The organism is Streptomyces sp. NPDC015125 (genome assembly GCF_043080045.1).
Classification (GTDB): Bacteria; Actinomycetota; Actinomycetes; order Streptomycetales; family Streptomycetaceae; genus Streptomyces.
Window position 1 is genome coordinate 1 of record NZ_JBIBVF010000031.1, and the last position, 21,844, is coordinate 21,844.

Below are 21,844 nucleotides of genomic sequence, written 5' to 3' on the forward strand. Positions count from 1 at the left end.
TTCCGCGCCGTCGGCAGCAGGTTCTCCTGGCCGAGCAGACACGGCGTACGGGCGCCGACGAGTTCCTTGCTGTAGTCGAACGGCAGCGGTTCGACATCGGTGAAGCCGGTGTTCGTCCGCCACTTGGTGACGAAGTCCATGGCCTGCTCGATCTCGGAGTCCCACTGGGCGGGAGTCCAGTGGGCGACCGAGCCCTTGGCGGTGCCGCAGAAGTGGCCGTTGAAGTGCGTGCCTATCTCGTGGCCTTCCAGCCACGCCGCGCGCACGTTCTTCAGCGTCGCCTTGATGTGGTCATCGGTGAGGTAACCGATGTCGGAGGCGCCGACGGGGTTGTTCGGCGGGCGGTACAGCCGCTTCTTCGACTCGGGCAGCAGATACAGCCCGGAAAGGAAGAAGGTCATCGAGGCATTGTGGTCCTTGGCGAGCTTGCGGAACCGCGGAAACAGACCGTTGCCCACCTCGGCCGCGCCGTCCCAGGAGAAGACCACGAACTGCGGCGGCCTCTGGCCCGGCGCCAGCCGCTCCGGCTTGGACGGCTGCTTCGGCTGCTTTCCGGTGTACGCGGTCGAACCGTCGCCTATCGGCTTCGCCCGGACCGTCGGGTCCGTCTGCCCGGGCTTGCCCGCAACCTTGCCGGATCCTGACGACCCGGAGGAGGAGCAGCCGGAGACGGACAGCGCCGCCGCCGCTCCTGCCCCGAGTCCGAGCATTCCCCGTCGACTGAATTCGCGCATACCGATCCTCATCGCATTTCTTCGCCCTGAAGTCCCCCTTGGGACGCCCAGAGAGATGCGCCCGCGGATGCCGGGGTTCCGGTAGAGCGGCGAAATTCAAGGAGTGGACGGATTCGCAACGGAGGGTCGCTGACCGGTCACGGGCGAACGCTTGTGGAATTTTTGCCGGTGGGTATCGGTCAGGTGCGAGATGCCGGTGACGTGTCTTTCAGTACAGGAGATGGGGCAGTCAGACCGACGAAGAGCCGCGAACGGCCCGTCAGCTCGCGGTTCTGTCGGGCAGTTGCCGGAGAATCGAACCTTTCCGGTGGGGCATCGTCGCTTCCATCGGGTTCTGAACCAGCAGACCGGGAATCGGCACGAATGCGGGGAGAGGTGTGGCACCGATTCCCGTGGAGCCGTGATTCAGCACTGAGTACCACGCGAAAGGCGAGGAATTCGGCACCCATTCAGCAGTGCCCGGCCCTCCGACGGAGGGCTCCACGTGCGAGGCCGCGTCTCCACTCGCCGGGACCTCCCGTCAGGAGCTCAAGTGCCGGGCCCACGCGCCCTGAGCGTTGATGAGTCCGTAGGTGGGGACGGCAGCTGACTGCCCGCCGCCGCGGTTGCCCACCCCGCGTGACCTTCACTCCCGCGTCAGTCGTTCCCGCGTCAGTCGTTCCTGCCTCGGTCATTCCCGCGTCAGTCGTTCCTGCGTCGGCAACCTGAGCGTGGCCACGGCCCCGCCGTCGGGCGCGTTCGTCAGCTCGAAGTCCGCGCCCAGGGTGCGTGCCTGCCCCTCGGCGATGGTCAGACCAAGCCCGTGTCCCGTTCTGCCGGAGCTGGTTGTCCGGGTCCTGAAGCGTTGCGGACCGGTTTCGAGGAGATAGTCGGGATAGCCCGGCCCGTGGTCACGAACAGTGATGTCCGGGCCGTCCACAGTGAGGATCACTGGAGTTTCGCCGTGCTTGTGGGCATTGGCGACGAGATTGCCCAGAACACGCTCCAGCCTGCGCCTGTCGGTCTCCACTCGGATGTCCTGAACTATACGGACCTCGGTCTCCAGGCCCGAGGCACGAACAGCCCGCTCGGCAATCGGACCGAGCTGGTGTTCATCGAGATCGGCGTGTTCTATCCGAGCGTCCAGGCGGGAAATCTCCAGAAGGTCTTCGGTCAGTCGGCACAGGGCCCGGACACGGTCCTGGACCAGTTCCGTAGGGCGACCGAGCGGCAACAGCTCGGCGGCCGCGTGCAGTCCGGTGAGCGGGGTGCGCAGTTCGTGAGCCACGTCAGCGGTGAACCGCTGCTCGGACTGCAGCCGGCGCTGCAGCGAGGCGGCCATGGTGTCGAGAGCCTCCGAGACCGCGGCGACCTCGTCCTGTGTGCGCATCGGGTTGCCCGTACGGGCATCGTCGATCCGGGCATCGAGGTCGCCCGCGCTGATCTGCCGGGCGACCTGGGCAGTCCGGTGCAGTCGGCGGGTGATCCGGGAGACCGCGAGGATACCGACGAGGAGGGTGACGGCGATCGCCAGGACGGACGAACCGAGGATCGAGCGGTCCAGTCCGTTGATGCGCGCGGCTCCCACCGTGTAGTCCACCTTGGCGGCGATCACGTGGTGGTCGGCAGCCGGGCCGGCCGCCCACATGACCGGGCGGCCGGCATCCTCACCGAGCTGGGTGCCGCGCTCGCCCCTGTGTACAGCTCGGCGCAGGGTCACGGGAAGACCTGGCGGATCCAACCGCACACCGGCCTTGAGGGAGTCCCCGGCGACATACGCCAGCGTGCCGGCGTCGAGTTCGGCCACGGCGTCCTTGCGCGCCCGCTGCGCGGACTGCTCACTGACCGACCCATGCACCAGAACGCCGAGCGTGGCGGCGAGCAGACAGGACATAAGGCAGATGAACAGGGCGACTTTCCAGTGGAGCGTCGCTGTCCAGCGGTGAAGGAGCAGGCGTCCGGCAAGGCGTCGGACGTTCACCGGCGGCCCTCTGCAATCGGGCCGTGCGATGAGGTGCTGGAGGAAGGAGAGGGAGAGGGAGAGGGAGAGGGAGAGGGAGAAGACTTGCGGGCCTCGGCCGTCTTTTCGATCATGACTCCCCGGCCCTTGTCCCAGGCGTACGTCGTACGGAACTCGTAGCCTCGCCTGTCAGCGGGCGCTGTCACGATCATATTCTTGCCGACCACGTCCACCGAAGACACCGTTTCCGACGTGAGCTGGATACGGATCAGTTTCCCCTTGGCGATGGTGTAGCTGCGCAGGGACAGCGCTCCGTCCCCGATGTCGATCGCGACGTTCAGCTCGTCCTTACCGTCCCCCGTGAGGTCGTGGTATTTGCCGGGCAGCACCGGGCAACGGGGCGTTGCGGGACGGCACTTGACGATCTCCTGCGCCGTGGCGGGGTCCAGTGCTCTCTGGTTGGCCAGATGCTGAGTGGCAGCGATTTCCGCTTTGACCACGTCAAGGGCGGTCAGCTGCCGAATGTTCCCGGAGGGGGGTACCCGGATTCCGGGAATGACGAGCCGCGGCGAATCGGACCGTACATCCGGGGGCAGCTGAGCGTCGTGGGTCCAAAGATGCGACGGCGGATAAGGGGTCGGCGTGCGGCCGGCGAGCTGCACGTCGGTGGGAGCGCCGCACCCGGCCAACACCAGGACCATGCCTACGGCCAGCAGGAAACCCCTCGCCCGCGGTGTCCCCGGACCGGAGGGAGGACGGAGCAGCAACAAAGGTCTTCCTGTCATTCGCAATGCCCGCTGACAAATGATGCCGTGCCGTCGTCGGGTCTTCCTGATCATGTCGCGGGTCTCTGCACGAGGCTCCCGGCGCCCGGGAAGTCACCATACTAATTCGGCAATATTGCACTGGTGTGTAAGTTCCGTAACGAAGATCAAGAGAATTACTTACGGGTCCGCCGCCCACCCGGCGACCAGACCTTCTGCGACGAACTCCAGGTGTGCATGGTCGAGTTCAACGCGCCCTCCACCGGTGCCGACTCCAGGCACGGTTCGGCGGCAGCCGCCCCTCTTCGCTCGGACCGCACGAACAGGGCCAGGTCGCCCGTGAGTTCCTCACGCAGCTACGGAGCCTGACCACCGCATGACCGGTGCGGGGCCGACCCCCACCAGCGGGTGTGGCGGCCTGTCGGGCGTGGCGCAGACCATACGAACCGCGCAGCCGCCCACCAGTCCGTGCTCCCGCTCGCATGGGTGGAACGTGCGCGCGAGAGTGCGTGAACGAGCCCGGGTCGCACCTACGGAACATGAACTTTCGGGCGAACGGTTCGATCAGCCGGTGAGCGGATTCCCGGTTCGGCGCGATTCGGGGTGCGCGGGCGGTCGTAGTTTTTTGAGTTTGCTCTCATCTCCCTCATGCTTTTTTTCATCGCGTGCCGCAGTTTTCTGCGAAGGGGGCTTTCCATCCATCAATGGATGGCCCCCAGGAGATCGCAAGCATGAATGGGGTGACGGCTGAGAAGAGCAGCTCAGCCGGCACGTGGTCGCGCAAGGGAGAGACGGCCTTGTCCGGCCGGCCCCTTCCGCCGCTCGACGACACCATCGGCCACGCCATCGACCACGCCAGCTTTGCACTTCCTGAGGGGTCCGCCCGTTCGGCATCTTCGATGTGCCCGGCACCCGCCCCTTGCAGCGCTCTCCGCGCCCGGCCGTGTGGTGGATGGCTTCTAGCGCTCTTGCCGCTGCACGGCCTCGGGGGTGACGGGCGTGAAGAAGTTGATCAGATTCCCGTCGGGGTCCCGGAAGAGGAGCGAGCGGTTGCCCCACGGCATCGTCGTCGGCTGCTGGACGAACTCACCGCCGAGGGAGGTCAGACGCTGATATTCCGCGTCGACGTCGGCGACGCGGAATTCGGTGATCACCGTGCGGTTGGCGGCCGACTGGGCGCTGTCGGCCCCGAACAGCGCCACCGTGCGGTCACTTGCGAGCGCAAGCGTGCCCGACTCCGTCGCGAGCTCGGCGAACTCGGGGGTCCACCATGTCGCCGAAACGCCGGTGACCTGTTCGTAGAACGCGACGAGGCGAGCGACGTCATGGGTGATCACGCGGATCGAAACCAAGTTCATGAGGGGGCTTCCTGTTCAGAAGTGACGCGGGAGGAAGTGACGCCTCGAACGCTAGGACCAATACCGGACAGATTCCGCCCGGTATATGCGGCAGACTTGCCGGAGTGACCACATCGACCACTCGGGTGCTCGCCCTGCTGGAGATCCTGCAAGGGGGCGGCACCCGCACCGTTCCCGACCTGGCCGCCTGCCTCGGCGTCGACGAACGCACCGTCCGTCGCTATGTCGGCCACTTGCTGGACCTCGGCGTACCCGTCGACTCGGTGCGTGGCCGCTACGGCGGTTACCGGCTCGCCCCGGGCTACCGGATGCCCCCACTGATGCTCACCGAGGACGAGGCCCTGGCCGTTCTGCTCAGTCTCCTGGCCGCACAGCGGGCCGGGCTGGTCACCACGTCCGCCGCGGCGAGCGAGAGCGCCGCGGCAAAATTGCGGCGAGTGCTGCCCAAGGCTTTGGGGCGACGGCTGGCGGCGCTGCCGACGACGGCCGATTTCACCGCACGGCCCCGTCCCGCCGCCGCACCGGAAGCGGGTGTGCTGCTGGGACTTGCCGAGGCCGCACGCCATCAGCGGCCGGTGGCGCTCACCTACACCGACCGGAAGGGCCGCAGCAGTGACCGCACCGTCCTGCCCTACGGCCTGGTGGCTCATTCCGGACGCTGGTACCTGACCGGCGCGGACCCGGCCGCCGGGGAGGGGGAGGTGCGTACCTTTCGGCTGGACCGGATCACCGCCGCGACCGTGCAGCCCGGCTCGTTCGTCGTCCCGGCGGACTTCGACCCGGTGACCACAGTCCTGGACAGCCTCGCGCGGACACCCTGGAGACACGAGGTGTCGCTGCGCGTCCACGACAGCGTCCAGCACCTCCGCAGCCATCTCCCGGCCGACATCGCCACCCTGTCCACGATCCCGGATACGGCGGCACTCGACGACACCGACCCGCCCGACGCCGACCCGCCCGACGCCGACCCGCCCGACGCCGATTCGGCCGGCACCGACCCGCCCGATGCCGGCAAGACCCGCTCCGACGGCCCCGCCCACCCGGCGCCGGCCGACGAACCCACCGGATGGGTCCGCGTCCGGATCCGCGCCGAGCGGCTGGACTGGATTCCCCCCGTACTGGCCGCTCTGGACCGCCCGTTCGTCATTGAGCACCCCGCGGAACTGCGCACTCGTGTGCAGGCGCTGGCCCACCGCCTCGACGCTCACGCCGCTGCCGGCCAGGAGCGTCCGCCCGGTCATGAGGCCGGCTGACGTCCAGGCGGACTTCGCCTCGGGGCGGGACCCCGAGACCCGGCCCACCGCGAGTGTTTGACGGGACGAACTGCCCACGGCCCCCGGGCACACGCCGGGCAACCGGACTCCTCGGAGCCCGGGCACGGCACCACCACTGCCGCCGCCCGAGGGCCGCACTGCGGGCCGCCGCGTTCCACTTTCTCCCTGGGACGGCTGGGACACATCATCGGCCGCGCCGTCGGAAACGCTGAGCGACGCAGGGTCACGCTCCGGTGCACCTGCAGATCTCAAGGAGAATCCGATGAATCGACGCATGATGCGCAGCGGTGTGGTCGCCGCGATCGCCGCCCTCGCCATGGTCCCCGCGGTGGCGTTCGCCGACTCCTGTCCGCACTCCGCCCCCGGCCGGCACTCCCCGCAGCAGGGCACGGCGGCGATGAGGACCACCCATGCGTACGGCCGCGTGGTGACCCCGAGCGACGTCCGCCTGAACGTCCGTTCGGGTCCGGACACCGCCTACCGCGTGGTCGGCACCGTACGCGCCGGCCGGGTGCGGGCCCTCGCGTGCAAGACCAACGGCGGCTCGGTGCGGGGCAATCAGCGCTGGTACCGGCTCACGCACCACCGGGGCTATGTCTCCGCCCACTACGTCCACGCCTTCGGAGCCGTCCCGTGGTGCCGAGTCCTCGGCAGCTGACGCCGTCGTCCGCGGTGACACCGCAATGATCGCCGGCTGCCCGCCCGTTCGAGGGGGCGGGCGGGCAGCCGGTCCGAGATCTTGGAGCGCGTGATGGTCACAGACATGGACATGCAGGGGACGGGACCGGGACGCAGGGCCGTGTGCGGCCTCGGGCTGATCGCGGCGGCCGCTGCCGTGATGCCGGCCCGGTGGGCCCTGGCGGCACCGGCTCCGAGCCGGAAGCTGCCCGCCCTGTCCGCGGCGGGCCGGCAGTTCCTCGCCGGGCGCCTGCGATACGCCACGGTGCTGCAGTCATTCGCCGTCGACGAAGGGAAGGGCCGCCTCTACGCCCTGCAGGTGGTGGCGGGTGGGGTCCGGCTGGCGGGCGAGGAGACGGCTCTCCCCCACGCACAACGCGTCAGGAACGGTGATCTGTGCCTGAACCGGCTCACCCTTGACGGCTCCGCGGCCGGGCACATGTACCTGAAGGGCTTCGGTCACGGAGGCTCGATCGGGCTGGAGGACTCCGGGGACGGTGTGACGCTGTGGACGGAGTGGGATGCCAACCCGGCGTCCGGCTACGGGCGGGGGGTGTGCCGCTTCCGTTTCACGGACGGCCAGGTGCTGGAACGTGACAGCGGCGAACTCCGCACGTACCACCCCGTCACCGGCTCCACCAGCAACGTCCCCGCCCTCGATGTGACGCACCGGCAACTGCTGCTCCGGTACAAGAGGGGCGGCATACCGAGGTTCGCCCTGTACGACCTGGACCGGTTCCGGGCCGGCTGGTTCCTCCCCCGGACCGACTTCGCCCAGCCGGGCGCCGGCCTCGCGCTGCCCTTCCAGGGCATGGCCGTCTACGGCAACTACGCCTACCAGCTCCTGGGCAGCGCGTACGGAACGGGGAATCCGGCGTCCTCCGGCGGCAACACCCGGCTGTACCGCATCGACCTGCGGACCGGACGTGTGGTGTGGCAGCAACTGGAGCGGACGGCGCCGGGCCTGTCGCCCCGCGAGCCGGAGGGCCTGGCCGTGCTGCGGGACGGCGGCACACCGCGGCTGTGCCTGGGATTCGTCGAGGGCCCGGCGGGCGGCCGCGGTTTCCGTCTGTATGACAAAGCGCTCAGCTGACATATCCCGTTCGGTGCGCGCGGGGTGTCATCGGCCGCCACGGGTGGGTACACATTCCGCCATCCGGGAGGAAACAGACCCCCGGATCCCCGGCCGGGGCCGCTGATGCGACCCTCCCGGCTCGGAGGCAGGTGGTGAGGGGAGGCGCACAAGGTGTCCCGCTGGCGGCCGCTGCCCGACACGCTCGATACTGACGCGCAACGCTTGGCGAAAGAGTTGCGCGCCCTCAAGGAACGGACCGGACTGAGCCTGGACGGGCTGGCCAGGAAGACCCCGTACAGCAAGTCCGCCTGGCACCGCTATCTCAACGGCGAGAAGCTGCCGCCGCGCAGCGCGGTCGAGGCACTCGGCCAGGTGGCAGGCGCGGATCAGGAACGGCTGCTCGCCGTGCACGACGCCGCGTACCGCGCCCGGACGGCACCCGTGGCCACTCCGCCCGTGGCGCCCACGGCTCCCCTCCCGCCGGAACGGACCGGGTGGGCCCGAAAGATCCTGCGCAGCGCCGGGGTACTGCGGACCACCGGGGCGCTGGTGGCGCTGACGGCGCTGGTGGCGACCATGGGAGCAGCGGCCTCGATCGTGGAGATTCCCGCACGTGCCGCACGGACGGACGGGGGTGCGTCCCACGCGTGCCACGGCCACAGATGCCAGGGGCGGTATCCGTGGCGGCCCGGCTGCAATCGCGATGCGCGCGTGGAGAGCACCATCGTGGACACCACCTACACCGTGCGCCTCCGGTTCAGCCCGTCGTGCGGAACGGTCTGGTCGGAGGTGCAGCCGCGCTCCGGCGGCGCGCAGAAGGTGTCGATCTGGGTCGGCCGTGACGCACGGCTCACCTCCCACACCCACGGCCGTGAGGGACTCGCCGTCAGCCCCATGCTGGCCACGTCGGACCTGCGGCAGGCGGTGGCGTGCGCGAAGGTGACCGACCGGGTGGCCTGCACAGGCGCCATCGAGCTGACGAGCCCCGCCCTCCGCCATGACGGTGACGACTTTCCCGGCCCCACGTTCCTCGACCGGGTGATGCGTTGAGGTGTGATGCGTTGAGGTGACCCCGCGGTCGGGCCCACGCCGCCGCGGCCGGTCCAACTCACCGCGGGAGGCGCCTTCCTGCGCCCCGGTCGGAGCGCCGGAACGTGCCCCAGTGACTCACCTGGATCACTCCGCCTGACCGACCGCCTCGTGCACATCCCACAGAACACACTCCCACGTCGGCAGTCGAGGCGCGTCCTCGGACCAGTCGAACCCCTCCGACCAGGCGGGCTCCACCCCGTCGAAGGGAAGTGGGTCGGCACCCGCCATCCGCTCCCGAAGAGATGCCGCAACGCGCTCCGTATCGTCGAGTTCGCAGGCACCCCTGAAGTCGTCATGAGGGCGCTCGCTTGCGAGCAGGTAGAGGAAGAAGAGGAAGGAGTCGAGGTTCCGGTTCAGCACACGCGCCTGAAATTCCCCGTCATCCGGCAGGCAGTACACCACCCCGGAAACCGGATCCAAGGCAACGGCGTCGTGATGGATCTCACCGATCAGCAACCAGTTCTCCCAGCCTCTCGGCATGTCCTCGTATTCGGAGAAGCAGTCGAGCTCCGCGCACCGGCGAAACCTGTGGGGAATCTCCTGTGCCTCCCCCTCGAAGAATCCTCCATCTATCACGAAGAAGAAACTTCGGTCATCCGGAAGGCCGACGTTGACGAGAAGCGAACGAGCCGGCTCGTCGAGTTCCGCCGGGAGCTTGTCCTCCTCCGGCGTCACAAGGCCCCCGGGCGAGAAGGCCGATTCCATCATGACGCGGTTGACGAGCTGAGGCATGTTCCGTCCTGTCCGCGGGGTGAAATAACTCCTGTGAAACTAGCGGAGGTCACCTCTCCGAGTCGGTCCGGTCCGGTCCGGTCCGGTCCGGTCCGGTCCGCGAGGCAAGCACGGCAGAGGTGGCGTCGGGGGCCGACGGATCCGCTGGGCGGGGTCCTGGTCAGCCTTGGGTTGCGACTTCTGCGGTGTCAGCGCCATACGGCCGGCCCGGCTCACCGGGAAGGGCACCTGCCTCGGACGCCGGACGCACGGTCACTCTCGGCCAGGCCACCCCGTGGCAGGTTTCGCAGCCACGACTCGACGCTCGACTCGCGACCCGATCCCCCACGCCGCACACCAGAAGCGATCACACTCGAACTCAACTCGTTCCCAGTGAAAGCTAGTTCGACATCAAGGTGACTTCGTTGCACCTCTTGGCGTTGTCTTGTTCCGAATGCCTCGGTTACGGCAGCGGCTTCCGCCAGGATGTCGCGGAAATCGCGTATTCGAGCCAAAGGGATCCCAGAATGAGAATGACCGACATACCGCTGGACTGGCTGGTTCCCGGAGTCTTCCTGCTCGTCGGCGTGCCGGTGACCGCGGCGCTGGTGGTACGCGGCAGGCGAGCGGCCGCCCGGTCCACCGGTGAGGACTCCTGGGAACGCAGCGAGGAGCGCCGGCGGCGTAAGGAGACGGTCTTCGCCTCGGCCTCCTATCTGCTGCTGTTCTGCTGTGCGGCGGTCGCCGCCGCTCTGTCGTTCCACGGACTGGTCGGCTTCGGCGTACAGAACCTCAACCTCTCCGGGGGCTGGGAGTACCTGGTGCCGTTCGGGCTCGACGGCGCGGCGATGTTCTGTTCGGTGCTCGCCGTGCGGGAGGCCAGCCACGGTGATGCGGCGCTCGGTTCCCGGATGCTGGTGTGGACGTTCGCCGGCGCGGCGGCGTGGTTCAACTGGGTGCATGCGCCGCGCGGCCTGGACCACGCGGGCGCGCCGCAGTTCTTCGCCGGGATGTCGCTGTCGGCGGCGGTCCTCTTCGACCGGGCGCTCAAGCAGACCCGCCGGGCGGCGCTGCGCGAGCAGGGTCTGGTGCCCCGCCCGCTGCCGCAGATCCGGATCGTCCGCTGGCTGCGCGCTCCCCGTGAGACCTTCGCGGCCTGGTCGCTGATGCTGCTGGAGGGCGTACGGACGCTGGACGAGGCGGTCGAGGAGGTCCGTGAGGACCGGCGCGAGAAGGAACAGCACCGGCTCCGCAGGCGCGAGCAGGGCAAGCTCGACCGGGCTCGTATCAAGGCCATCAACCGGCAGCACCGCAGCTGGGGCCGTGGTGGCGGTCGGCAGCTGGCGGTGACGCAGGCGGCGACGGGCGCCGCGGAGGTGGCCGGCCCCGACCCCGCCATAGCCGGCGACGCCGAGCCGCCGCTCACCGCGGAGCTGCCGGTGCGGGCCCGTCCGACCCTCAAGGCAGTGTCCGGCGCTGAGGCCGAGGGCGCCGCGACCGCGGACGGGCCCCGGCGGACCGTGGATCTCACCGCCGAGGACGACACCCAGACCATTCCCCGTCTGGACTCCCTGGAGGAGAAGCTCGCCGAGATCGAACGGCAATTCGGCTGACCGGCGGCGGACCGCGCCTGCCGGCACTTCCCGTCCATGGGTCAGGCCGGTCCGCCGCCCAGCTCGAACCACACGCTCTTGCCGAGGCTTTCGGCGCGGATTCCCCAGGCATCGGCTAAGGAGCGCACCAGCATCAGGCCCCTGCCGGAGGTTCCGTCGGTCGTCGGGGCACGTGGCTCGGGACGGCCGGGAACGAAGTCCCGCACCTCCACCCGCAGCCGGTCGCTGACCCTGGCCGTGACGACGGCGCCGCCCTCCGCATGTACCAGGGCGTTGGTGACCAGCTCACTGGTGAGCAGCGTCGCGACCTCCGCGAGCTCGCCGCCCCCCGGCGCCGCCCAGCGGCTGAGCAGTTGGCGCAGCTCCCGGCGCACCTCGCCGACCGCTTTCAGATCCGCATGCCGCACCTTCCGCTCCAGTACGCCCGGCGCTCGCGCGGCGATCCCCCCGTTCCGTCTCCCCTCAGCCGTTTCCAGCTGTCTGTCCCGCTCTTCGCGTCGCACAGGCTGACGCATTTTCTCCCCCGCCCCCGACGAACATCGGCGCTCTGCCTCGAACAGCCTCACGGTCAGCATGCCCATCGGATCTGCCGCCATGCTTCCGCTCACCGGCTCGCCAGGTCGCCATTCCGCGGCCCGCGCGCCGGGTGGGCCGCGCGGGCGCCCCGTGGGTATGCGTGACCCGAGCCTGCCGTGGACCCCGGCCGGGGCCCGGACGACCGGAGCACTCCCCCGGCGACGGCAACCGCCGGGCCCCCGCCCGCGCCCCGGTGGCGCCGGGGAGTACGAGCTGAGGAGCCGCTGTGCACGACGACCGGCTGTTGGTGGAGGGGCGTCTGGAGAGGACGCTGGGCCCGTTCATCCGGCCCGCGCAGTACGCGGCACGGGTACCGCTGCGGCTTGGCGTCTGGCATGTGCCGCGCAGCGTCGTCGACAGCCCGGGGGAGGAACCGAGCGCTCGGGGAACGGTGCCGGTGGTCGACGCGCTGCGGGCCCCGTACGAACCCTTCGCGGTCGGCGAGCCCTGGGGGCCGCCGTGCTCCACGAGCTGGTTCCGGCCGGCGGGCGAGGTGCCGCAGGAGTGGGCGGGGCTGCGGGTGGAGGCCGTTATCGACCCCGGCTTCAGCGGTGACGGGCCCGGGTTCCAGGCGGAGGGACTCGTTTACGACGCCGAGGGCGTACCCGTCAAGGGCATCCATCCGCGCAACCGGCAGGTCCCCGTCGGCGCGCCGGTCAGCGGTGGTGAACAGGTGCGGCTGCTGCTGGAGGCCGCTGCGAATCCGGCGGTGCTGCGGGATTTCCGCCCCACCGACCTCGGCGATGTACGCACCGCGCCCGGCCGTCCGTTGTACCGCTTCGCCTCGGCGGATCTCCCGGTGCTCGACGAGACGGTCTGGCAGTTGATCCTGGACATCGAGGTGCTGTCGGAGCTGATGCACGAGCTGCCCGCCGACGGTTCGCGCCGGTACGAGATCCGGCGGGCGCTGGAAAACGAGACGGCCGACGGACTGCGCAGCTTCGTCGCCGCGCGCCGGGACATCCAGGAAGCGGCCAGCTCGAATACCAAGTACTCGAAGTCCAAGTACTCGAAGATCAAGTAGGGGAGGGAAAACCGGACACGACGAGGGGTTCGGCCGGCTGCGCACAGCCGAGCGCAGCCGGAGTTCCTCTATTCTCGACCGGGTCAGCGGTGCGTTTTGGTGAGGGACCCAGGGGGCGGGGAATGAAATATTTCTGGTTATTCGCGTGGATACGGCACGCCGACAACTTCGGGTACAGCCATGGCGCCCTCCCGGGAACCATCGGGACCATCTCCGTTCTCCTCACGGCCGTTGTCCTGGGCTTCGCACTCCACCGTGTCGACCGCATCCGCCGTCTCCGCTACGCGGCACCTGCGGTGGCGGTCGCCCTCTTCACCGCCGGGGTGGTCTGGCTCGCCGGCAGTTGAGGCCTGATCCGAAACCGCGGGGGGGGCGGAACTGCCGGCAACGGGCCCGGGCTAAATCCTGGGAACGTTCCGCAAGTTGGAGCGGGCCATCTGCAGCATCCGGCCGACGCCACCGTCCAGCACCATCTTGCCGGCCGACAGTGCGAAGCCGGACACCATCTCGGCGCTGATCTTCGGCGGGATGGACAGGGCATTGGGGTCGGTGACGATGTCGACCAGCGCCGGTCCCTTGTGCTTGAAGGCCTCGCGCAGTGCGCTGCGCAGTTGCTTGGGCTTCTCCACCCGGATGCCGTGGGCCCCGGCCGCGCGGGCGATGGCCGCGAAGTCCGGGTTGCGGTAGCTGGTGCCGTACGACGGCAGGCCGGAGACCAGCATCTCCAGCTCCACCATGCCCAGCGAGGAGTTGTTGAACAGCACCACCTTCACCGGCAGGTCGTACTGGACCAGGGTGAGGAAGTCGCCCATCAGCATGGAGAACCCGCCGTCGCCCGACATCGAGACGACCTGGCGTCCGCGGTCGAGGAACTGGGCACCGATCGCCTGCGGCAGCGCATTGGCCATCGAGCCGTGACTGAACGAACCGATCACCCGGCGGCGGCCGTTGGGGGTGAGATAGCGGGCCGCCCAGACATTGCACATTCCGGTGTCGACCGTGAAGACCGCATCGTCGGCGGCCTCTTCGTCCAGGACCGAGGCGACGTACTCGGGGTGGATCGGGAGGTGCTTCTCGACCTTGCGGGTGTACGCCTTGACCACGCCCTCCAGAGCGTCGGCGTGTTTCTTCAGCATCCGGTCCAGAAACTTGCGGTCCGTCTTCGGCTGCACCTTGGGCATCAGACCGCGCAGCGTCTCGCGCACATCGCCCCAGACGGCGAGGTCGAGTTTGGAGCGGCGGCCCAGGTGTTCGGGGCGGACATCGACCTGCACGATCTTGACGTCGTCGGGCAGGAACGCCTCGTACGGGAAGTCCGTGCCGAGCATGATCAGCAGGTCGCACTCGTGAGTGGCCTCGTAGGCCGCGCCGTAGCCGAGCAGTCCGCTCATGCCGACGTCGAAGGGGTTGTCGTACTGGATCCACTCCTTGCCCCGCAGCGCATGGCCCACCGGGGCCTTCACCCGCTCGGCGAATTCCATGACCTCGGCGTGGGCGCCCGCCGTACCGCTGCCGCAGAACAGCGTGACCCTTCCCGCCTCGTTGATCATCCGGGCCAGTTTGTCGGTCTCGGCGTCCCCGGGGCGGACGGACGGTCGCGCGGTGACCAGGGCGTGTTCGATGGTGCGCTCGGGGGCCTGCTCGGCGGCGATATCGCCGGGGAGGGAGACGACCGCGACCCCGCTCTGCCCGATGGCGTGCTGGATCGCGGTCTGCAGGACCCGCGGCATCTGCCGGGTACTGGAGATCAGTTCGCTGTAGTGGCTGCACTCGGCGAACAGCCGGTCGGGGTGGGTCTCCTGGAAGAAGCTGGTGCCGATCTCGCTGGAAGGAATGTGGGAGGCCAGCGCGAGGACCGGGGCCATGGAGCGATGGGCGTCGTACAGGCCGTTGATCAGGTGCAGGTTGCCGGGGCCGCAGGAGCCGGCGCAGGCCGCGAGGGAGCCGGTGAGCTGTGCTTCCGCCCCGGCGGCGAAGGCGGCGACCTCTTCGTGGCGGACCTGGATCCAGTCGATGGCGGAGTTCCGTCGGATGGCGTCCACCACCGGGTTGAGGCTGTCGCCGACGACACCGTAGAGCCGCCGTACCCCCGCCCGCACAAGGATGTTCACGAACTGCTCGGCCACGGTCTGCTTCGCCATGTCGCGCTCGCTCCTTCGACGGGTGGGGGTGGCTGCCCGCCCGGCGTGGTGGCTGCCGCTCTCCCATGAACCCATGGGGTGCCGCGGCGCGCCTCCGCTGTGCCTCCCCGTCCGGTTCGTGCTCGGAGTCCCCGTGTGCCCCGCGCTACGACTCCCACACCCCCACGGCCGTACGGTCCTTCGGGTGGCCCTCGGCCCGCAGTTGCGCGGCGGTGAGGAAGTCCACCAGTCCCGGCGGTCCGTCGGCGGACCACCGGTCGGCCAGCCGGGCGGCGAAGGCGGGCTCCTCCCGCAGCGGCTCGGCAAGACCCGCGCTGCACAGCAGCAGCGTGTCCCCCGGACGGGCGAAGGCTGTCCGGAAGAGGAACGGCTCGGGCCGTACCGGGCTCCCGTCCGGGTACGGGTCGTGCGCGGGGCCCGGGGCGGGCCGGGGCAGTGGGCCGGTGGCCGCCGCCTTTCCGGAGAGGTGGTCCGTCCCAGTGGGCTCCAGGTCCTGCCAGGCGCCGTCGCGCAGCAGGAAGAGGCCGCCCGCGCCGACACCGAAGAACACCCGGGTACGGCAGTCCGGGTCGGCGGGCAGCAGCAGACAGCGCAAGGCGGCCGGGTGCCGCTCCGGTGCGGCGCCCTGCTCCGGAGCCCGGCCGCGCAGTGTGCCGTAGCTGCGGTCGGTGAGCCGCTGCAGCCCGGATTTGAGGGCCCCGCGACGGTCCGTCCGGATGTCCTCCGCCAGTCGGGTGTAACTGCGGCCGACCGCGCCGCCGATCCAGGTGCAGGCGTCCCGGGCGGCACGGTGGGCGCCGTCGGCGGACGGCCGGCCCGTGGCGACGGCGACCAGGATCAGGGCGTGCCGACCGGCCCCGAAGCGGGCCGTGAGCAGCGCATCACGGCGTATGTCGCCGCGACGGCGGGCGGCGTCGCCGCGCTGTGAGGCGGCACGCAGGGTCAGCGCGCCGTACCGGGCGCCGTCCAGCGTGGTGTCCGGCACCAGGTCGTCGAGCGCGGCCGGGTCGGCGGCGGGCAGTTCCCCCGGTACGGCACCGGGGGAGGGCGGCCGGTCACCGGCGAGGCCGGCGGTGGCGGGCGGCGGGGTGTCCCGGGGACCGCGGGGCGATGGGGCGGCTCGCCGGTCGGCGGGCGGCGAGGTGTCCCGGGGTGCCCGGGGCGAGGGGGCGGCTCGCCGGTCGGTGGGGCGTGAGGTGTCCCGCGGTGCGCGGGGCGCCGGGGCGGCTCGCCTCGGCCCTCTCAGCGCCCGCAGCGCCGACTCGACCCGGTCATCGAGGGTGTCCGGGGCGCCGGACGGGCCCACGTCGGACGGGCCGGCGTAGGACGGGCCGGCATAGGACGGGCCGGCATAGGACGGGCCGGCATAGGACGGGCCGGCATCGCACACCGCGCCGCGGCCCGGGGCGCCCTCGCCCGCGCCACCGCTGCCGTCGCCGTCGCCGTACAACTGCCGCCACCAGTCGTCCTCGTGGCCCCGCGCGGCTCCCTGCTGATTCATGGGCCGTATTGTCCCCGGACGGGCACGGCCGAGACAGGGCGCGAAAGAGCGTCCACCGGGCGGCCGGCCTCCTACGGGTGATCGTCCGCCGGAATGCAGCGGCCGACGCGGGTCACGGGTGCGGGCTCAGGCCTGGCGGGCCGGATGGCCGTGGGTGTCGGCCGGTTCGTCCTGCGGCGTTGTCTGTTTGCCGGGTGACGCGGAAGGGGCGGGGCTGACGGCGGAGCACCCGCCGGGCACGCCCGGTCCGGCCGGCCGGCAAGCGGTTCCGGGTCGCGTCCGGCACGCTGGGCCCATGAGAGTGTGCAGCGTACGAGCCGTCATGAGGCGTGCGCCCGCCGGGAGTGAGGCCGGCGCGTGAGCGAGGGCAGCGGGCGGGCCAGGAGAGGCAGTCGGCGGGCCGGGAGAAGGTGCGTGCCCGGCGAAGGCGGGCCGGCCGGACGATATGAGGCCGGCGCATGAGTGTGTGGCAGTTGGTCGCGGTCGGCCTGGTGATGCTGCTGGGGCTGCTCGGGGTGCTGGTGCCCGGTATCCCCGGACCGCTCATCGTCTGGGCGGGCGTGCTGTGGTGGACACTGTCCGAGAAGTCCTCCCTTGCCTGGGCGGTGCTCATGGGCGCCACCGCCGTACTGCTCCTCAACCAGACGCTGAAGTGGCTGCTCCCGGTCCGGAACCTACGGGCCGCGGGCGCGCCGTACCAGGCGCTGTTCCTCGCCGGGGTGGCCGGCATCGTGGGGTTCTTCGTGATCCCGGTCGTCGGAGGTCCGCTGGGCGCTGTCGGCGGCCTCTACCTGCTGGAGCGGGTCCGGCTCGGCAGCCATGGTGATGCCTGGGCCTCGACCCGTACGGTCATGCGCGCCATCGGTCTGAGCGTGCTGATCGAGCTGTTCGCCTGCCTGCTGGTCGTCGGCGCCTGGGCAGGGGCCGTGGCGGCGGGCTGAGGCGTCATCCGGTCCGGTGGGCATCAGCGGCACCCGGTCCGGACGGCCACGGCGCAGGCGGGCCGGTCCGCCATCGGGGGCACCTCCGCCGTCCGACAGGGCTCCGACGGCCTGGGCGCCTCCGCCGCCTCCAGTGCCTCCGCCGCCTCCGATGCTTCCGGTGCCTCCGGTTCCTCCGGTGCCTCCGGTGCCTCCGGTTCCTCCGGTGCCTCTCCCGTCACCATCTCCCCCGCCGGCAGCAGCCCGGCGTGCCACAGATGGTGCAGGGCGTAGGCGCCCCAAGGCCGCCATCCGGCGGCCGGCCCCACCGTCCCGTGCCCGTACCGCTCCTGGCCTCTCCCCTGCGCCGCCGCCCCCACATCCGGGTCGCCCAGCGCGCGCATCCGGACGTAGGCGGCCGCCCGCGGGCCGACGCCGGGCAGTGCGGCCAGCACCCGTTCGGCGGCGCCACGGTCCGCGCCCACGTCCAGCAGCACCGCTCCGTCGGCGAGTGCGGTGCACAGCGTACGGACCGGCTCCGCGATCTCCGTGCCGGTCAGTTCCCCGGGCTCGGGGAAGAGATGGGTCAGCCCGCCGTCCGCCGCGTCCAGCGGGGTGCCGTACCTCCGCACCAGCGCGGCGGCCCGCTCCGGCGGACCACCGAGCACGGTCCGTACCGCGAGTTCCCCGGCGTCCACCGTGCCCGGTGACCGCAGCCCCGGGCACTCGGCCACCAACGGACCGAGCAACGGATCCGCACCGAGCCGCTCGGCGACCGCATACGGGTCGGCATCCAGGTCGAACAGCCGGCGGACCCGCTGTACGGCCGTCGGCAGATCCCGCAGATCGGTCAGCCGAAGCCGGCACTCCAGCCAGCCGCCGCCGGCCCCGCGCGCCGCCGGGCAGACCAGGCCCGCCGGTGGCCGGCGCCGCCCGGCGGGCCCGCCGGGCTCGTCGACCTCGGCGATCCCGCTGCCGTGGGTGAGGCGCAGCGTACGGCGGTAGGTGCGCCCGCCGCGGGGCCCGCGTACCTCCTCGATGCCGGGGACCGCCCGCACCTGCAGAAAGTCGAAGATCTCGGCCCCCGCGTACGGCCCGCGGTAGGCCAGCCGCAGCGGAATCCCGGCGGGCGCCGGACCACCGCCGGCGCCGGTTCCTCCCGGCCCCGCTCCTCCCGGTTCGGCTCCTCCCGGCTCGGCTCCTCCCGGCTCGGCTCCTCCCGGCCCCGCTCCGGCCGGCCCAGCTCCGGCCCCGTTTCGGACGGAACCACGAGTGCCGCCCCCACGGCCGGCGCCGCCCCCACGGCTGGTCCCGGCCCCGCCGCCCGCCGCGCCCCCGCGCCCCGCCGCCGCCCGCAGTTCGCTGGGCGTACCGGCGTAGACCTCCCGCATGGTGTCGTTGAACTGCCGGATGCTGGCGAACCCGGCCGCGAACGCCAGCTCGGTAACCGGCAGCGCCGTGGTCTGCAGCAGCACCCGCGCGGTGTGCGCGCGACGGGCCCGCGCCAGCGCCACCGGCCCCGCTCCGAGCTCCGCGGTCAGCTGCCGCTGCACCTGACGCGCGCTGTAGCCCAGCCGCCGCGCCAGCCCACCGACGCCTTCCCGGTCGACCACGCCGTCCCCGATGAACCGCATGGCCCGGCCCACCAGATCGGCACGCACATTCCACTCGGCCGACCCCGGCACGGCGTCCGGCCGGCACCGGCGGCAGGCCCGGAATCCGGCCGCCTGCGCGGCGGCGGCCGACGGGAAGAACCGCACATTCACCCGCTTGGGAGTGACCGCGGGACAGCTCGGCCGGCAGTAGATACCGGTCGTCGCCACCGCGAAGAAGAATTCCCCGTCGAACCGCGCGTCCCGGCTGGACACCGCTTCATACCTGGCCTCGTCGTCCCTCACCCCTCCAGTCTGCGCCGCGCCCGGCCCTCTGACCGGCGGGAATCGGACCTGGTGTTGGCCGGGGAGGGAGAGAGGGCCGACTCACGACCGGCCCCACCCCTCCCCCTCCCCCGGCGCCAAGGCCCTCACCTCACCTCTGCGACCCCCGCTTCCGCTCCATCATGTGCCGCCCCAGCGCCTGCTTCTGTTTCCAGTCCCGGCGGATCTCGGCGCGCAACCGGGCGTCCGTCTTCGCCACGATGCGCTGGTTCTCCCGCAGCAGCTTGCGGTAGCTCTCCAGCCGCCGTGCGGGCAACTCCCCGCTCCCGACGGCCTCTTGCACGGCACAGCCGGGCTCCGCCTCATGCGCACAGTCGTGGAAGCGGCACCCCTCGGCCAGCGACTCGACATCCGAGAACGTCCGGGCCAGCCCGGTCCCCGCATCCCACATTCCGACGCCGCGCAGCCCCGGCGTATCGATCAGCACCCCGCCCCCGGGAAGCACCCGTAGATCCCGGGTGGTCGTGGTGTGTCGGCCCTTGCCGTCCCGGTCGCGGATGGCCTGCACCAGCTGCACCTCCTCGCCGAGCAGGGCATTGGCCAGCGTGGACTTGCCCGCGCCGGACTGCCCCAGCAGCACGGACGTGCCCCCGGCGAGCACGGCGGAGAGCACCTCGATCCCGTCCCCGGTCGCCGAGCTGACCGCCAGCACCTGCACCCCGGGAGCCGCGGACTCCGCATCCGCGACGAGATGCGCCGCCACGTCCGGCTCCCCGGCCAGATCCGCCTTCGTCAGGACCACCAGCGGCTGCGCCCCGCCTTCCCAGGCCAGCGAGACGAACCGCTCGATACGCCCGAGGTCCAGCTCATCGGCCAACGAGACCGCGATCACCGCATGATCGACGTTCGCCGCGAGGATCTGTCCCTCGGAACGCTTGGACGAAGCAGACCGCAAAAACGCCGTACGCCGCGGCAGCAACGCCCTGACGACACCGTCGAGATGGTCACCGGTCAGCCCGTTCTCCAGGTCGACCACGGCCCAGTCACCCGTACACGGCACCCGCATCGGATCACTTGTCGCCACGAGTGCGGTATCCGCCAGAACGGTCCGGACGCCGCCACCGTCCGCCACGACGGCATCCACTCGCCCGCGGTCCACACGGACGATACGGCCGGGCACCATCCCCGGCCCGGCAAAGGGGGTAAAACACTCCGCGAACCCGTCGTCCCAGCCATAGGCGGTCAACGGGTGCACAGCAGAGAAATCGAGGTCGAACAACGGGATGACCCTTCACGAAGAGCAGTCCCGGCTACGCGCACCACGCGCGAGAAGAGGAAAAGGTCGGTCAGCCGGAGACCACAGGGGTGGGTTGGATGAGCTTCCGGGTCCGGGCAGCGCCCGGCGCAATGACAGTCATCACGGTCCTCACCTCCTGTTCTCGCGAAACGTCACACGTATTCAACGGCTTGCGGCGCAGAGCCTACGGGACGGGGATGCCGCGGTGCCAACCCTTTTTCCCCACGGCACTCACCCGGTCAACGGCTCCGCAGCCACCGGACGAGCCGCCCCCTCAGCGCTCTGCGCACGCCCACTTGCGGACGGTCGTTTTGCCGGCGCTCTTGCCGCAGCTCGTACGCACCTCACGTGACGTCACCTTCGAGATGTCCGTGTGCCCACCCCCGTGGAGAGCCTGATTGACTGCGCGTCACACAAAGATCAGCACGATCGCGACGAGGGGCGCAGCGTGGGACGCGGGCGGCGCGGTGGACGGTACGGCACTCTGACCGATCACATCGCGCAGGATCTGCTGCCACAGGACGGAGGGCAGGTCAGGGGCCACGCCGTTCGCCGAAAGGGGAAGGCGAGGCGATCCCTTCACCCCCGAAGGCGCCCGTTCGCGCGACCGAAGCAGGGACACGGGCCTCCCCCGCCCCCCCCGCAGACCTCAAGCCCCCGTGACGCCGTCGATGCTCTCCCTGAGCAGGTCCGCATGGCCGTTGTGGCGGGCGTACTCCTCGATCATGTGGACCAGGATCCAGCGCAGCGAAACACCCTGGCCGCCGGCGAGGCCGGCTTCCTGTTCCGAGAGGCTGCCGGTGTCGTCCAGCGAGGCGGCGGCTGTCAGCTCGCGGCTCCGTGCGACTTCCGCGTGCCAGAGGGCCAGTGACTCGTCGATCCCGCGGTCCGGGGTGAGCGTGAAACCGTCTCCGGCGCCCGCCTCGTGGACCGGCGGAACGATCCGGCCGGCGAACACCCGCTGGAACCAGTTGCGTTCGACCTCCGCCATGTGCTGGACCAGGCCCAGCAGGGTCATGGGCGACGGTGCCACCGAGGCGAGGCGGATCTGACGGTCGTCCAGTCCCTCGCACTTCAGCGGGAGCGTGGCGCGGTGGAAGTCCAACCAGCCTTCGAGCGTGGCGCGTTCATCGGCCTGCAGGGGCGGAATCGTCCGCCCGTTTGATGTCGTCCCCATGGGCCATACCTTTCCACACACCGTCGGGGGGACCGGGCAATGCGTCGTCCGGCGACCGTACGACGGTGGGGCCGACGACCGTACGACGGTGGG

General features: G+C 70.8%; 18 protein-coding genes and 2 pseudogenes. 8 read left to right on the forward strand and 12 right to left on the reverse strand.

The window, feature by feature from the left end; all coding sequences use genetic code 11:
- The 4 genes and pseudogenes from ACF088_RS38275 to ACF088_RS38290 form a co-directional block, all read right to left on the reverse strand.
- Nucleotides 1–734, reverse strand: a pseudogene (locus ACF088_RS38275) (hypothetical protein); the annotation flags it as partial.
- A gap of 670 nt (nt 735–1,404) precedes the next feature.
- On the reverse strand, nt 1,405–2,694 hold the full coding sequence (locus tag ACF088_RS38280) for an ATP-binding protein (RefSeq protein ID WP_392380589.1): 1,290 nt from the start codon (nt 2,692–2,694) through the stop codon (nt 1,405–1,407).
- Entirely contained in the window at nt 2,691–3,374 is a 684-nt protein-coding gene (locus ACF088_RS38285) for a hypothetical protein (protein WP_392380590.1), read from the reverse strand. The genes ACF088_RS38280 and ACF088_RS38285 overlap by 4 nt, the downstream gene beginning before the upstream one ends.
- 1,022 nt (nt 3,375–4,396) lie before the next feature.
- A complete protein-coding gene (locus tag ACF088_RS38290) occupies nt 4,397–4,795 on the reverse strand; it encodes a VOC family protein (RefSeq protein WP_392380591.1) in 399 nt (132 codons plus the stop codon).
- A gap of 104 nt (nt 4,796–4,899) precedes the next feature.
- Here ACF088_RS38290 and ACF088_RS38295 point away from each other — a divergent pair, with 104 nt between their 5' ends.
- From ACF088_RS38295 to ACF088_RS38310, 4 genes are all read left to right on the forward strand, one after another.
- Nucleotides 4,900–6,048 (forward strand): helix-turn-helix transcriptional regulator, encoded by a 1,149-nt coding sequence (locus ACF088_RS38295; protein ID WP_392380592.1) that lies wholly within the window; start codon nt 4,900–4,902, stop codon nt 6,046–6,048.
- Nucleotides 6,049–6,331: 283 nt separating this feature from the next.
- The gene (locus tag ACF088_RS38300; RefSeq protein WP_392380593.1) at nt 6,332–6,727 is read left to right on the forward strand and encodes an SH3 domain-containing protein; all 396 of its coding nucleotides are present in this window, start codon (nt 6,332–6,334) and stop codon (nt 6,725–6,727) included.
- Between the two features lie 93 nt (nt 6,728–6,820).
- Nucleotides 6,821–7,840, forward strand: coding sequence for a teichoic acid biosynthesis protein C (locus tag ACF088_RS38305; RefSeq protein WP_392380594.1), 1,020 nt, complete (start codon nt 6,821–6,823; stop codon nt 7,838–7,840).
- Nucleotides 7,841–8,044: 204 nt separating this feature from the next.
- On the forward strand, nt 8,045–8,872 hold the full coding sequence (locus ACF088_RS38310) for a helix-turn-helix domain-containing protein (RefSeq protein WP_392380595.1): 828 nt from the start codon (nt 8,045–8,047) through the stop codon (nt 8,870–8,872).
- 126 nt (nt 8,873–8,998) lie between these two features.
- Here the strand turns inward: ACF088_RS38310 and ACF088_RS38315 are convergent, their stop codons facing one another.
- Entirely contained in the window at nt 8,999–9,646 is a 648-nt protein-coding gene (locus ACF088_RS38315; RefSeq protein ID WP_392380596.1) for an SUKH-4 family immunity protein, read from the reverse strand.
- A gap of 506 nt (nt 9,647–10,152) precedes the next feature.
- Here ACF088_RS38315 and ACF088_RS38320 point away from each other — a divergent pair.
- Nucleotides 10,153–11,238, forward strand: coding sequence for a DUF2637 domain-containing protein (locus tag ACF088_RS38320; protein ID WP_392380597.1), 1,086 nt, complete (start codon nt 10,153–10,155; stop codon nt 11,236–11,238).
- A gap of 41 nt (nt 11,239–11,279) precedes the next feature.
- Here the strand turns inward: ACF088_RS38320 and ACF088_RS38325 are convergent, their stop codons facing one another.
- Nucleotides 11,280–11,657: an ATP-binding protein gene (locus ACF088_RS38325; protein WP_392380673.1), complete on the reverse strand. Its 378-nt coding sequence runs from the start codon at nt 11,655–11,657 to the stop codon at nt 11,280–11,282.
- 383 nt (nt 11,658–12,040) lie between these two features.
- On the opposite strand from ACF088_RS38325, the pseudogene ACF088_RS38330 reads away from it, so the two are divergent.
- Nucleotides 12,041–12,730, forward strand: a pseudogene (locus ACF088_RS38330) (alpha-mannosidase); the annotation flags it as partial.
- 230 nt (nt 12,731–12,960) lie between these two features.
- Nucleotides 12,961–13,185 (forward strand): hypothetical protein, encoded by a 225-nt coding sequence (locus ACF088_RS38335; protein ID WP_392380598.1) that lies wholly within the window; start codon nt 12,961–12,963, stop codon nt 13,183–13,185.
- 51 nt (nt 13,186–13,236) lie between these two features.
- Here ACF088_RS38335 and ACF088_RS38340 read toward each other — a convergent pair whose 3' ends face one another.
- Complete coding sequence (locus tag ACF088_RS38340) at nt 13,237–14,979, reverse strand: pyruvate dehydrogenase (protein ID WP_392380599.1); 1,743 nt, start codon at nt 14,977–14,979, stop codon at nt 13,237–13,239.
- 145 nt (nt 14,980–15,124) lie between these two features.
- The gene (locus ACF088_RS38345; RefSeq protein ID WP_392380600.1) at nt 15,125–16,480 is read right to left on the reverse strand and encodes a protein phosphatase 2C domain-containing protein; all 1,356 of its coding nucleotides are present in this window, start codon (nt 16,478–16,480) and stop codon (nt 15,125–15,127) included.
- 458 nt (nt 16,481–16,938) lie between these two features.
- Here ACF088_RS38345 and ACF088_RS38350 point away from each other — a divergent pair, with 458 nt between their 5' ends.
- Nucleotides 16,939–17,421: a DUF456 domain-containing protein gene (locus ACF088_RS38350; protein WP_392380601.1), complete on the forward strand. Its 483-nt coding sequence runs from the start codon at nt 16,939–16,941 to the stop codon at nt 17,419–17,421.
- A gap of 23 nt (nt 17,422–17,444) precedes the next feature.
- Here ACF088_RS38350 and ACF088_RS38355 read toward each other — a convergent pair whose 3' ends face one another.
- The 4 genes from ACF088_RS38355 to ACF088_RS38370 all read right to left on the reverse strand — a co-directional run bounded on the left by ACF088_RS38355 (nt 17,445) and on the right by ACF088_RS38370 (nt 21,751).
- Complete coding sequence (locus ACF088_RS38355; RefSeq protein WP_392380602.1) at nt 17,445–19,298, reverse strand: AlkA N-terminal domain-containing protein; 1,854 nt, start codon at nt 19,296–19,298, stop codon at nt 17,445–17,447.
- A gap of 130 nt (nt 19,299–19,428) precedes the next feature.
- Nucleotides 19,429–20,556, reverse strand: coding sequence for a ribosome small subunit-dependent GTPase A (gene rsgA / locus ACF088_RS38360; protein WP_392380603.1), 1,128 nt, complete (start codon nt 20,554–20,556; stop codon nt 19,429–19,431).
- Nucleotides 20,557–20,983: 427 nt separating this feature from the next.
- Nucleotides 20,984–21,118: a hypothetical protein gene (locus ACF088_RS38365; RefSeq protein ID WP_392380604.1), complete on the reverse strand. Its 135-nt coding sequence runs from the start codon at nt 21,116–21,118 to the stop codon at nt 20,984–20,986.
- Between the two features lie 105 nt (nt 21,119–21,223).
- Nucleotides 21,224–21,751 carry a DinB family protein gene (locus tag ACF088_RS38370; RefSeq protein ID WP_392380605.1) on the reverse strand — a complete coding sequence of 176 codons (528 nt, stop codon included), beginning with the start codon at nt 21,749–21,751 and terminating at the stop codon, nt 21,224–21,226.
- Nucleotides 21,752–21,844 lie beyond the last annotated feature (93 nt).